The organism is Ensifer sp. 22460 (genome assembly GCF_052044935.1).
In the GTDB taxonomy this organism is placed as follows: Bacteria; Pseudomonadota; Alphaproteobacteria; order Rhizobiales; family Rhizobiaceae; genus Ensifer.
This window is the reverse complement of record NZ_JBQENZ010000037.1, coordinates 1-12609: the sequence shown is the minus strand read 5'-3', so window position 1 is coordinate 12609 and position 12609 is coordinate 1. Positions and strand designations below refer to the sequence as shown.

Below are 12609 nucleotides of genomic sequence, written 5' to 3'. Positions count from 1 at the left end.
TCGACGAATGGGCATGCTGTTGATTCTGAGAGGTCGTGACCTCTTTGGATTGAAGCAGGGAACGGCTTCCGCAAAGCAGATCCGGCCGCCCACGAACAGCATCGTCTATAACGGCTGCCGGGTAATGCCGCGTGAGAACGGTCCCGATAGCAGTATTTGATCGAATCGGGAAAACGAACTTGAGTGTTGCAACACCTCAGCCGACGCCAAAACGTTTCAAGCTGCGCCTGATGCCATCGCTGGTCGGCGCCCTCCTCTGCGCCGCCGCCCTTGCGTCGTCGCTATACTATCTCGTTGGTCCCCAAAACGTCCCCTCGGAAGTGGCGGCGATCGATCCGTCAGGGGCTCCGACAGGTGCAGGCGCTTCCCCGAACCAGCCGAGCTTCGAGATCCTCTACAGCAACGGTGATCAGGGTCTGATGGTGTACGAGGGCTACGTCTATGTCGTGCGACTCGGTGACAAGTTGCCGAACGGCCGTCGTATGATCGGTTTCCAAAAACGGGACGGAAACTGGAACGCGGTGACGCTTTGAGGCCTTCTGCCGGGCGCGCGTTGTGGATGTTAACTGTTTGTTAACGCTCCCTTGCGAGGCAGAAAGAACCCCCATTTAGCCACGGTTGCCACCCAGGGCGAACTGGCGCAACTCTTTGTTAAAGAGTCGTGAATCAGTGCTTTGGATGGTGCAGAATGATTAACAAGAAGCTACAGGATGAACTGGTCGAGCTCGATGAGAGACCTGCGCTCGAGAGCCGCTCGGTGATGAGCGAACGGGCGGTCCAGGGCATCCCGCTCGCGATCGAGGCGGTCATCGGTCGCGCCAGGCTGACGGTCTCACAGATTTCAAAACTCCACCCTGATGATACGATCCACCTCGACCGCGATTTCGGCGATCCGGTCGAACTCAAGGTCAACGGGATGGTCATCGGTAGAGGAGAGATCGTCTATGACGAATCCAGCAACGCCGTCGGCATCAGGATTATCGATATATCGCCGATCGCGCAGCGCTAGTTTCAACGCCGCGCAATCCGCGCCGGAGAGACGCGGAGGCCCTTTTCTTCCGGCGTTGATCCGGTCTCCACGCGGTTCTCCGTCGATTGCCTGTGGATCAACAACCAGAACGCGCAAGGGTTAATAGGTTGTTAGGACATACCGAACAATTTTAGCCGCACAGGCAAAGCCTATCCTCTTTTAATTCCCGTCCGAGAGCCTTGTTCGGTGTGCCGGCTGGCAGACTGATCCCATAGCTTCGGGTGGCTTAGATCTGGATGCGTTCGGAATGACATTGATCTCTCTCGCCGTCCGGCTGAAAAGCCGGGCACATTTTTCCCTGAAAAGAAACGTCAGTGGCAAAAGCGGAGCGGTCGTCGGCATCACCCTGGGCCGGAGAGCGCAGGCAAAGCAACGGCTTGGCATCATCATCGCCGGCTTTGCCGTGATCTTTCTGGTGATCATGGGCCGCCTGATCCAGTACGGACTGGAAAGACCTGTCGCGACGGCGTGGATCAACTACACCAACCACGCTGTGGCCTCCCGCCCTGACATCGTCGATCGGCATGGGGAACTGCTGGCGACCGACGTCAACATGGTGTCGCTCTATGCCGAGCCGCGAAAGATCGTCGATGCGGACGAAGTCGTCGAGAAGCTCGCGACCGTCATTCCCAATCTCGATTGGCGCGATACGCACCGGAAGCTTCGATCCGGCACCGCCTTCCAGTGGTTGCGGCGGCAGCTCACGCCGCGACAGCAGGCGGACATACTGGCACTCGGCATTCCCGGCACCGGCTTCCGGCCGGAAAAGCGGCGCTTTTATCCGGGCGGATCGACGGCCTCGCATATCCTCGGGCATGTCAACGTCGACAATCAGGGCCTGCAGGGCATGGAGCGCTACATCGATCAGCAAGGACTTGCCCATCTCCGGGCGGCGGGATTGACCGGCAACACCCCGCTCGAGCCGGTCAAGCTCTCGATCGACATTCGCGTTCAGAGCATCGTTCGGGAAGCGGTTGCGCGCGCCATGATCGACTACCAGGCGGAAGCCGCCGGTGCCGTGGTCCTGGATGTGGAGAGTGGAGAAGTCATCGCGATGGCTTCGGTGCCCGACTACGATCCGAACCAGCCTTCGCGCACGCTGCCGGATGGCAATATCGACAAGGAATACGAAAAGGGCTGGTTCAACCGGATGAGCAATGCGACGTTCGAGATGGGCTCGACGTTCAAGAGCTTCACCCTGGCGATGGGCCTGGACGCCGGCAAGATCAGCCTCAACTCCGTGGTCGATGCATCGCGCCCCATCCGCATGGGCGGCTTCACGATCAAGGATTTTCGCGGCAAGTATCGCCCCCTCACCATTCCCGAGGTCTTTCAGTATTCATCCAATATCGGAACCGCCGCGGTCGCCGACATGGTCGGCATCGAGGGACATCAGGCCTTTCTAACCAAGCTTGGGCTTCTTTCCAAGATGGAGACCGAGCTGCCGGGCGTGGCAACGCCCACGCAGCCCCGGAGCTGGAAGAAGATCAATTCGGTGACCATATCCTTCGGACACGGCGTTGCGACCACGCCGCTCCAAACCGCGGTCGCTGCTGCCGCTCTCCTGAACGGCGGCACCCTGATCTCTCCGACGTTCCTTCCGCGATCCCCCGAGACGGCGAAGGCGCAGGCTCAGCAAGTCCTGCAACCGACGACGAGCGCCGACATGCGCTACCTTTACAACCGCAACGGCCAGCTGGGCTCCGGCCGCCACGCCCAGGTGCCCGGCTTCCATGTCGGAGGAAAGACGGGCACGGCGGACAAGGTCATCAATGGCCGATACGCCACAAACCTCAATTTCAATGCCTTTCTAGCGGGCTTTCCCATGGATAACCCGCGCTACATCGTCCTTTCGATCGTCGATGCACCGCTGACGGGCGAGAGAGGCGGCCGTCAGGCAGCGCACACAGCGGCGCCCGTCGTCCGGGAGATCATCAGTCGCGCCGGTTCCTTCCTCGGCGTCCAACCCCGCTTTGGACCCGAGCGCGAACCGCACCTGGTGGCGGACTTCTAAAGCGGTTTGCGGAAAGGAGGCGGTGACGCGGACCGGGAATGGACGCATCGCCGCACCCGCCACCCTTGGCTTCATGCCTCAGCAAGGCTATGTCCATGTCCTGCAGCGCCGCGCGTCTCGTTAGACGCGCTAGGGTCGCTGTAGCACTTTGACGTGCTGCATGTTTTTGCCCTTTGATCGAGCACGATTAAAGGAAACATGCACGAACGACACGATCCGGTACGGGAGGAGCCTCAGATGCTGATCGATGGAAAAGTCTTTATCGTGACCGGTGGCGGTTCGGGCCTCGGCGCAGCCGTCGCGCGGCGACTGCATGGCGAGGGTGCCCGTGTGGTTCTTGCCGACGTCAACGCCGAGGCCGGCCAGAAGATGGCCGAGGAACTTGGCAGCAACGCCCTCTTCCAGAAGACGGATGTCACCAACGAAGCGGATGGCGCCGCCGCCGTTGCAGCGGCACTGGATCGCTTCGGCCATCTCCATGGACTGGTGAACTGCGCCGGTATCGCGCCGGGCGAAAAGGTACTCGGCCGCGACGGCCCGCATCGCCTCGAAAGCTTTTCGCGCGCGGTCGGCATCAACCTGATCGGCACCTTCAACATGCTGCGGCTTGCCTCCGAGGCGATCCAGCGGGAGGAGCCGGGCGAGGACGGCGAACGAGGCGTGATCGTCAACACCGCATCGGTTGCCGCCTTCGACGGCCAGATCGGCCAGGCCGCCTATGCGGCGTCCAAGGGCGGCGTCGTCTCGATGACGTTGCCGATCGCCCGCGAGCTTGCGCGCTATGGCATCCGTGTCGTCGCCATTGCACCGGGCATCTTCGAAACGCCGATGATGGCCGGCATGCCGCAGGAAGTGCAGGATTCGCTCGGCAAGAGCGTGCCCTTCCCGCAGCGCCTCGGTAAACCGGAGGAGTTTGCGGCCCTCGTGCAGCACATCTGCGAGAACCGCATGCTGAATGGCGAAGTCATCCGCCTCGACGGCGCCTTGCGTATGGGCGCGCGCTGACAGGACCAGCACCGGCACCGCGCTCGTATTCAACCGGGCGCGGCGCCACGCCTTTACCAAGGCAGATCAGGCGGCCTGATCGACCATCCTGACGACATAGGCGCAGCGGCGGGCGCCGGCGAGGATGTGCTCGGCGCGCTCGACCTCGACCCCGGGGCCAAGCACTGCGCGGAACACGCTCAACTCCGCCCGGCAGAAGCCCTGGCAGCTCGTCGCAGCGGCGCAGATCGGACAATGGTTCTCGACAAACAGCAGCGTTCCGTCGCCGGGATCCTCGTAGGCCGCCATGTAGCCCTCCTGCGACCGCAACCGCACCAATTCGTCCACCCGCTCGCGCAGGCTCTTCTTGTCACTCATCGCCGCGCTGTAGTTCTCCCGCGTCTCGTTCTCCCGTGCCGCGATCAGCCGATCGATCGCCGCCTCGCCGAGCGTCTGGCGGATCGTCCTCAACAGCTGGACGGTCAGCTCCGCATGCGTGTCGGGAAACTCAGCGTGTCCAAGTGCGGTCAGCCCCCAGAATTGCGACGGACGACCGACGCCTTTCGCCTCCGACCAGGACAGGACGAGACCATCCTCGGCAAGGCGAACCAGCTGTTGCCGTACGGCCTCGCCGGTAATCGTCAGACGCTTGCCGAGTGCCGCCGCCGTTTGCGGACCATGCAGCTTCAGCGCCAGCATGATGCGCTCTCCCGGCGTGCGGCCCCTGCTTTGCTCCGGATTTAACAAGTGATCGCTTGACATATTCCTGCGCGCAGATTTACAAAGAATTGTCTTGCTAAATACACTCTCATCCATTCGCAGACAAGTGATCCGTCGAGAGTGTCCCGCCCGCAAAGGAATTGATCATGGCCTTCGAACTTCCCGCCCTTCCCTATGCACCCGCAGCACTCGCTGAAAACGGCATGAGCGCCGAGACGATCGAATTCCACCACGGCAAGCATCACCAGGCCTATGTCACGGCGCTGAACGGCTTCGTTGAGAAGGACGCATCGCTTGCCGGCCTGTTGCTCGAGGAGATCATTCGTCTCAGCCACGGCAAGGCGGAACTGGCGCCGGTCTTCAACAATGCCGGCCAGCATTGGAACCATATCCTCTTCTGGAAAAACCTTTCGCCCAAGGGCGGCCAGATCCCAGGCGCGCTCGAAAACAAGATCACCGAAGACTTCGGCAGCGTTCAAGGCTTCAAGGATGCCTTCAAGGCCGCCGCCACCGGCCAGTTCGGCTCCGGCTGGGCCTGGCTCGTACTCGGCCCTGACGGCAAGCTCAAGGTGACGAAGACCGCCAACGGCTCCAATCCGGTCGCAACCAACGAAGGCAAGGCCCTGCTTGGCCTCGATGTCTGGGAACATGCCTATTACATAGACTACCGCAACCGCCGACCGGACTACACCTCGAACTTCCTCGACAAGCTCGCCAACTACGAGTTTGCCGAAGCGGAATTGAAGTCCGCCTGACCAGCCGATGAGCACCGCGAGCCGGAACCGGCTCGCGGATCGGATGGTCAGAGAATTTGCGACGGCCCTCTCGCCCCGCCTGCGCCTGGGCTTTCGCAAACCCCCGTGGCGTCTCCCCGCCGCCACGGGCTATCCCAGTTGGAACACGACCCATGCGCCAGACATATTCGCTCTCTGTCGATATCGACGCTCACGCCAACCTGGCCGTGTCGAAACCGGAGTTCGCCGACACCCTGTCGCATCTTGCCGCCACCGTCTGCGTGGCAAGCGCCGGCAAAAGCACAGATAGTCTCGGCCGGACCGTGACGGCAACCTTTTCGCTTTCCGCCAACCCGCCGTCGATCGTCATTTCGATCAAGGCGGACAGTCCGCTCGCCACATTGATCGCCGCTGAAGAGGGTTTCTCGCTGGCCATGCTGGCTGAAGGGCAGGAACTAATCGCGGATGCCTTCGCCGGCAAGATCGAAGCGTCCAAGCGTTACCTCGTCGGCATCTGGGCCGACTGGCCGAGCGGACGGCCAAGGCTTCTCGGAGCCGCCGCTGCGCTCGACTGCGTGCTCAGCGCTTCGATGCAGGTCGGGGACCACACGCTGTTCGTCGGAACAATTGTCGCAACCGAGACTTCCACCCATGCCGACCCCTTGATCTGGAGCCGCCGGCGATATCAGTCTCTCGACAGGACGAGATCGTTGCCGTCGCCGCCGGGCAACGGACATGCGACCCTCGCCCCAACTAAGCCTGCGGCCTGAATCGGCGATCGCGTCGGAGGAACTCCAGCAATGCGGCAAGTGCTCGAAAAGCTCTTACAGGACGGCAAGGACGACGCCCTGCTGCGCTTCACGCTCGGCAGCATCTGCCTTCAGGAGGCGGATCTCGAAACCGCCCTTGCCCATGTCGAGCGGGCGATCGCCTTCGACCCGGATTACTCGGCAGCGTGGAAACTGCGCGGTGCCATCTTGCACAAGCTCGCCCGGTTCGAAGAGGCGATCCAGGTCTGGCGTGAAGGCCGCGTCGTAGCCGAACGGAAGGGCGATCTGCAGGCGGCAAAAGAGATCGGCGTTTTCCTGAAACGCTTGGAGCGGCAATGCATCGCTGCCAACAGGAACGAATAGCAGCAGACCCTGTGTGAGGGGGACCGGGCCCGGCCGCGATGCCGAGCCTCGATAGGATCACGAATGGTCAACTCACTTGAAGACCGACGGTAGCCAGAGCGACAGGGCCGGGATGTAGGTGACCGCCATCAGCACCGCGATGCTGGCGCCGAAGAACGGCCAGATGGTGCGCATCGCCTCGCGAATGGAAATCCCGCCAACGGCACAGCCGACGAAGAGCACCGTGCCGACCGGTGGCGTGTTGAGCCCGATGCCGGCGTTGAGGATCATCACCACGCCGAAATGCACCGGATCGATACCGAAGGCCTTCACCACCGGCAAGAGCACCGGCGTGCAGATGATCACCATCGGCGCCATATCCATGAAGGTGCCAAGAAACAGCAGGATGATGTTGATGACAAGCAGCACGATGATCGGGTTTTCCGAGATCGCGCTGATCGCGCTGATCATCAGCGCCTGCACCTGCAGGAACGCCATCAGCCAGCCGAAGGACGCCGCCATGCCGATGACCAGAAGCACCATGGCGGTGGTCCGCACCGCCCCCATCACCGCCTCGACGAAACCCGTCCAATCCAGCTCGCGGTAAACCAGCATGGCGACGAGGAAAGCATAGAGCACGGCGATGCAGGAGCTCTCGGTGGCTGTGAAGACGCCGGAGCGTACGCCTCCGAAGATGATGCCGATCAGCACGATACCGGGGAACGAGGCGAGCAGGTAATAGAAGACCTTGGAAAATCCCGGAAACGGCTCGGCCGGATAACCTCTGCGCCTTGCAACGATATAGGCCGTCACCATCAGCGAAAGCGCAAGCAGCAGGCCGGGAATGATGCCGGCGGTAAAGAGATCGGCGACGGAGACGTTGCCGCCGGCTGCGATCGAATAAAGGATCATGTTGTGCGACGGCGGCACCATCAGCGCGATGATCGCCGCATTGACCGTGACGTTGACGGCATAGTCGCGGTCATAGCCGCGCTTTGCCATTTGCGGGATCATCAGGCCGCCGACCGCCGAGGCATCCGCCACTGCCGAGCCGGAGATGCCGCCGAAGAGTGTAGAGGCGACGATGTTGACCTGGCCGAGACCACCGCGAAGGTGCCCGACGAGGCCGGCGGCAAACTGGATCAGCCGGTTGGCAATGCCACCGCGCACCATGAGGTCGCCGGCAAAGATGAAGAACGGGATCGCCATCATGGCGAAGATGTTCATGCCGGAATTCAACTGCTGGAACACCACCACCGGCGGCAGGCCGAGATAGAGAACGGTGGCGAACGAGGCGATGCCGAGGCAAAACGCGATCGGCGTGCCGATGAACATCAAGAGGGTGAAGACCCCGAAGAGGATAGTGTAAGCCATTTAGGCCATCTCCTGCACGACGACATCTGCGGCGACATCGACACCCAGAACCAGATCGATCAAACGCTCGGCGGCAAACAGGGCAATCATCCCACCGCCGACAATGAGCGGAAAAAAGTCGACCCCTCCCGGCCAGCCGAGAACGGGAATGGTGGCCGTCCAAGTGCCGACGCAAAGAAGCAGGCCGTAATAGGCCATGGAGGCGCCGAAGATGACGATCAGGCCAAGGCTCGTCAGGTCCATGGCCATTTGCACTGAAGGCTTCATCACATGACGGATGACATCGAGCCCGAGATGCACACTTTCGCGCACGCCGACGGCGGCACCGAGCATGATGAACCAGGCCATGAGATGGAGGGCCAAGGGTTCAGACCAGCTTGGCGAGTCGTTCAAGACGTAGCGGGCAAAGACCTGCCAGCCGACGATCAACGTCATGGCGACCATGCCGGCGCCGGCGATATAGAGCGACGCGCGGCTTAGCGCTCCGAGAACCGGGCGCATCGCCCGCATGAAACGACGCATGTCTCTTCCTCCTCCGCAAAAGCGATCAATGGACAGTTGCGAAAGCCGGCTCCATTCTCGGAGCCGGCCCGCCGTCTGCTGTCACTTGACCGCCTTCACCCGCTCGAGAAGGTCCTTGAGCTTCGGGTCGCTGACGAACTGGTCGTAGACCGGCCCCATGGCGGCAGCGAACTCTTCCTTGTTGACCTTGATGACGTTTGCACCGGCGGCGCGAACCTTCTCTTCCGAGACTTTTTCGCGCGCGCTCCACAATTCGCGCATTTTGCCGACGGAATCCTTTGCCGCCTGGCGGATCAGGCCCTGGTCATCGGAGGAGAGCTTGTCCCAGCTCATCTTGGAGACCACCAGGATTTCCGGATTGAGAGAATGTTCGGTGAGCGAGTAGTTCTTGGCCACCTCGAAATGACGGGCGGACTCATAGGACGGCCAATTGTTCTCGGCACCGTCGACGACACCGGTTTCAAGCGACGAATAGACCTCGCCCATCGGCATCGGCGTCGGGTTGGCGCCGAAGGCCTGCATCATCGCGATCCAGAGGTCGGACTGCTGCACGCGGATCTTCAGCCCCTTAAGATCGGCCAGTTTCTCGATCGGCTTTTTGGTCGTGTAGAAGGAACGGGCGCCGGAATCGTAGAAGGCGAGACCGATCAGACCGTGCGGCTCGAAAGCGGCGAGAACCTCCTCGCCGATCGAGCCGTCGACCGTCTTGTGCATGTGCTCGGTCGAGCGGAACAGGAATGGCATGCCAAGGACCATCGTCTCCTTGACGAGGTTGTTGAAGGGCGCGGCGTTGACCCGGTTCATGTCGATGACGCCGAAGCGGGTCTGCTCGATCGTGTCCTTCTCGCCACCGAGCACGCCGTTGTTCATGACCTCGATCTTGATCCGGCCGTTGCTGCGTTCGGACAGCAGCTGCCCCATGTACTTCACGGCCTCAACCGTCGGATAGCCATCCGGGTGGATGTCCGCCGAACGCAAGGTGATTTCCTGCGCCTGCGCCGCTGTGCCGGCAAACGCCAGCCCCATTGCGACGCAAAGCATGCCTGCAATTTTCTTCATGTTTTCCTCCTCCTCTAATCGTGCTTCGGCCTCTCCCAAGGCCGAGTTGCTGCCCGTCCGGGCCGGTATGCGAAATCTCATGTCCTTGGGCCCGACAGGGAGCCTCCCGGCTCCGGCCGCGGGTCGAAGTCACGCCGCCGCGAAGGCCGGCAGCTTGAACAGGTGTTCCGGGTTCTCCACGAGGGCCAGATGCTTTGCCCGGTCGTTGGCAAGCCAGCCGAGCACCAGTTCGGCGAGCCGCGCGTCATTGGGATAGTCTTCCGTTTTCCGGATCATGTTGTGCGGCCAGTTCGAGCCCCAGATGATGCGTTCCGGGGCATGGTCTGCGATCCTGCGCGAAAAGGCGGCCACATCCTCGTAGGGCCATCCCGCTCTCGAACTCTCGTAGACGCCCGCGAACTTGAACCAGACATTGCCCCGGTCGATCAGTTTGAGAAGTGCTGCAATCTCCGGCCCATCCGGGTCGACGCCGGCGAAGAATTTGCCGTGGTGATCGAGCACCCAGCGCGAACGGATGCGCTCCAGCCGCGGCAGGTGGTCAAGTATCCTGTTGCCATCGAACTGCACGGCGATCATCCAATCCGCCGCGTGTGCCCGTGCGTCGATCGCTTCCAGCGCGTCGAGCCCCACCGCGCCACCGGGCAGATCCATGATGCGTGCGCCGACGGCGCCGGATGCGCTCAGCGCGCGCATGTCCGCATCGGACGTGGTTTCGTCGATGACGACGACGGCACGTGCTGCATCCCTCATGGCGGCGACACAGGCAAGCGTGTTGGCGTTGTCCCGCTGGTGGGCATTGCCCTGGGTGATGATCACCCTGTCGATACCGAGCCAATCCATGACCCCGCGATAGGCCGTGACGTCTGGCAACGGTTCAGCCGGTAAAGGCGGACCGCCGGGAAGCGACGGAAACCCCGGCAGATACATGTGCATTTGGGCATCGACCGTGCCCTTCGGCAGACGGGGTTCAGGAGGACGGCCGGAGAGGGTGCGCTCGATCATCTCAAGCCTCGGGCATCTTGAACTGGGCGAGCGCACCGCGATCGATCTCTATGCCGAGACCAGGCGCGTCCGGGATCGCAACGACACCATTCACGGCCTCGATCGGCGTCTTCAGCACCGCCTGGCGGAAGGGATTCTCCGTCCGGTCGAACTCCATGATCGGCTCGATCGGGTTTACCCGCACCGGATCTGGCGTCATCGCCGCCATGAACTGTAGCGCCGCGGCAAGATGCACGCCGGTACCCCAGACATGCGGCACGATGCGCACGCCGTGCAACGTAGCAAGACTTGCAATCTTCGCCATCTCGGAGAACCCACCGCAGCCGCAGAGATCCGGCTGCAGGATATCGACGGCGCGGCTCTCGATCGCTGGCCACATGCCGTAGCGTGTATGCCAGGTCTCGCCGCCGGCGACCGGGATGGGCTGCCCGGCTCTCACCTCGCAATAGGCCGAAAGCTGTTCCGGCACCACTGGCTCCTCGAACCAGTCGATATCGTAGTCCGCCGCCGCCTTGCCGAGGCGGATCGCCTCGGTGACGGTGTAGCCGTGGTTGGCGTCGATCATCAGCCGCATTTCATCGCCGATCGCCTCGCGCACGGCGCGGATGACGCGCAGGTCTTCGTCGATGCTAAAGCCGATCTTGATCTTGCAGGCGTGAAACCCCTGCGCCCGGCGTTCCGCCATCTCCATGGCATTGTCGGAGACGCGGTCGACCCCGTCGCGCTTGAAGCTGCCGGTCGCATAGGCGCGCACGCTCTCGCGCCAGCGGCCACCGAGCAGCATGGAGACCGAGGCACCGTGATGTTTGCCCTTGATATCCCAGAGCGCGATGTCGATGCCGGACAGCGCCGTGATCGCCAGACCGCGCTGCCCCTGATCACGCAGCGCATTATAGAGGATCGCCCAGAGTTTTTCGGTCTGGCGCGGGTCCTGGCCGATCAGCCAGGGGGAATAGGCGGCGACCACGGCCGCATTGGGTCTCGCCGGCCCAAGGCATTCGCCCCAGCCGACGGTCCCGTCATCGCATTCGATCTCGACTAGCACATGCGCGCGCCGATCAAAGCGCATCGACGCGCTTTCGAACGGCACCGCCAGCCGGTGCTCGAGGAGATGGGTGCGGACGGCGGTGATCTTCATGCCACTCCTCCCTGCCCGTCACGCTTTGCGCTTGTGACTGCCGATGAGGGCGTCGAGCAGCTCGACTTCGGCCCCCGTCAGGTCCTTGAGCGGGCTGCGCACCGGACCCGCATTGAACCCCTGCAGGCGCACGCCCGCCTTGACCGCCGAAACGGCATAGCCCTTGGCGCGGTTGCGGATGGCCATGAACGGATAGAAGAAATCGTTGAGGATGCGCTCGCAGGTGGCGCGGTCGCCGCTGCGCAGCGCCGCGTAGAACTCGTTGGCAAGACCCGGAACGAAGTTGAAGACGGCGGACGAATAGGTGGTGAAGCCAGCACCGAGATAGGCCTCGGCAAAAAGCTCGGCGGTCGGCATGCCGCCGAGATACATCAGCCGGTCGCCCATCTTGGCGGTGACCTGGCGCACGAGGCCGATATCACCGGTGCCATCCTTGAAGCCGATCAGGTTCGGGCATTCGTCACAGAGCCGCGCCAGCGTGTCGGGCTGCAGCACGGAGTTGTCACGGTTATAGACCATGACACCGATGCCGACCGACTGGCAGATCGTCTTCACATGGGCGTAGAGCCCTTCCTGCGGCGCATCGATCAGGTAGTGCGGCAGAAGCAGAATACCGTCCGCACCCACCCGCTCGACCGAGCGGGCAATATCGACCGCAACCTCGGTGCCGTAGCCGCAGCCGGATACGATCGCCGTATCGCCGGCAACCTCCTTGGCGGCGGCGACGATGCCGGGGATTTCATCGGGCTTCAGCGAGAAGAACTCGCCAGTTCCGCCGGCCGCAAACAGCACCGGCGCCTTGTAGCCGGCCAGCCACTCGACATGTGCCTTGTAGCTCTCCGGCGCAAAGCGACCGTCTTTGTCGAAGTGCGTGACCGGGAAGGAAAGGAGGCCCGATCCAAGCGCGGCCTTGATCTGTT

At 62.4% G+C, this 12609-nt stretch carries 14 protein-coding genes; 7 read left to right on the top strand and 7 right to left on the bottom strand.

The window, feature by feature from the left end:
* The first annotated feature begins 179 nt into the window (after positions 1-179).
* The 4 genes from ACTJKM_RS31885 (at position 180) to ACTJKM_RS31870 (ending at position 4049) form a co-directional block, all read left to right on the top strand.
* Positions 180-533: a hypothetical protein gene (locus ACTJKM_RS31885; RefSeq protein ID WP_113513097.1), complete on the top strand. Its 354-nt coding sequence runs from the start codon at positions 180-182 to the stop codon at positions 531-533.
* Between the two features lie 155 nt (positions 534-688).
* Entirely contained in the window at positions 689-1009 is a 321-nt protein-coding gene (locus ACTJKM_RS31880) for a FliM/FliN family flagellar motor switch protein (RefSeq protein WP_057251683.1), read from the top strand.
* A 268-nt stretch (positions 1010-1277) separates the two neighbouring features.
* Entirely contained in the window at positions 1278-3044 is a 1767-nt protein-coding gene (locus tag ACTJKM_RS31875; protein WP_440661598.1) for a peptidoglycan D,D-transpeptidase FtsI family protein, read from the top strand.
* Between the two features lie 237 nt (positions 3045-3281).
* Positions 3282-4049 (top strand): 3-hydroxyacyl-CoA dehydrogenase, encoded by a 768-nt coding sequence (locus ACTJKM_RS31870; RefSeq protein ID WP_058328347.1) that lies wholly within the window; start codon positions 3282-3284, stop codon positions 4047-4049.
* 66 nt (positions 4050-4115) lie between these two features.
* Here ACTJKM_RS31870 and ACTJKM_RS31865 read toward each other — a convergent pair whose 3' ends face one another.
* A complete protein-coding gene (locus ACTJKM_RS31865) occupies positions 4116-4727 on the bottom strand; it encodes a helix-turn-helix transcriptional regulator (protein WP_113513101.1) in 612 nt (203 codons plus the stop codon).
* Between the two features lie 167 nt (positions 4728-4894).
* On the opposite strand from ACTJKM_RS31865, the gene ACTJKM_RS31860 reads away from it, so the two are divergent.
* From ACTJKM_RS31860 to ACTJKM_RS31850, 3 genes are all read left to right on the top strand, one after another.
* Positions 4895-5503 carry a superoxide dismutase gene (locus ACTJKM_RS31860; RefSeq protein WP_058328345.1) on the top strand — a complete coding sequence of 203 codons (609 nt, stop codon included), beginning with the start codon at positions 4895-4897 and terminating at the stop codon, positions 5501-5503.
* 152 nt (positions 5504-5655) lie between these two features.
* The gene (locus ACTJKM_RS31855; protein WP_440661596.1) at positions 5656-6252 is read left to right on the top strand and encodes a flavin reductase family protein; all 597 of its coding nucleotides are present in this window, start codon (positions 5656-5658) and stop codon (positions 6250-6252) included.
* 30 nt (positions 6253-6282) lie between these two features.
* Complete coding sequence (locus ACTJKM_RS31850) at positions 6283-6615, top strand: tetratricopeptide repeat protein (protein WP_058323222.1); 333 nt, start codon at positions 6283-6285, stop codon at positions 6613-6615.
* A 72-nt stretch (positions 6616-6687) separates the two neighbouring features.
* Here ACTJKM_RS31850 and ACTJKM_RS31845 read toward each other — a convergent pair whose 3' ends face one another.
* The 6 genes from ACTJKM_RS31845 to kdgD form a co-directional block, all read right to left on the bottom strand.
* Positions 6688-7968, bottom strand: a complete 1281-nt coding sequence (locus ACTJKM_RS31845; protein WP_058323221.1) for a TRAP transporter large permease — start codon at positions 7966-7968, stop codon at positions 6688-6690.
* Positions 7969-8490 carry a TRAP transporter small permease gene (locus tag ACTJKM_RS31840; protein ID WP_058328344.1) on the bottom strand — a complete coding sequence of 174 codons (522 nt, stop codon included), beginning with the start codon at positions 8488-8490 and terminating at the stop codon, positions 7969-7971.
* An 81-nt stretch (positions 8491-8571) separates the two neighbouring features.
* Positions 8572-9549: a TRAP transporter substrate-binding protein gene (locus ACTJKM_RS31835; RefSeq protein ID WP_440661595.1), complete on the bottom strand. Its 978-nt coding sequence runs from the start codon at positions 9547-9549 to the stop codon at positions 8572-8574.
* A gap of 129 nt (positions 9550-9678) precedes the next feature.
* The gene (locus ACTJKM_RS31830) at positions 9679-10551 is read right to left on the bottom strand and encodes an amidohydrolase family protein (protein WP_245296177.1); all 873 of its coding nucleotides are present in this window, start codon (positions 10549-10551) and stop codon (positions 9679-9681) included.
* Between the two features lies 1 nt (position 10552).
* Positions 10553-11689 (bottom strand): mandelate racemase/muconate lactonizing enzyme family protein, encoded by a 1137-nt coding sequence (locus ACTJKM_RS31825; protein ID WP_113513107.1) that lies wholly within the window; start codon positions 11687-11689, stop codon positions 10553-10555.
* 18 nt (positions 11690-11707) lie between these two features.
* The coding region (gene kdgD / locus ACTJKM_RS31820; protein ID WP_440661593.1) for a 5-dehydro-4-deoxyglucarate dehydratase at positions 11708-12609 on the bottom strand (902 nt) is incomplete at its 5' end.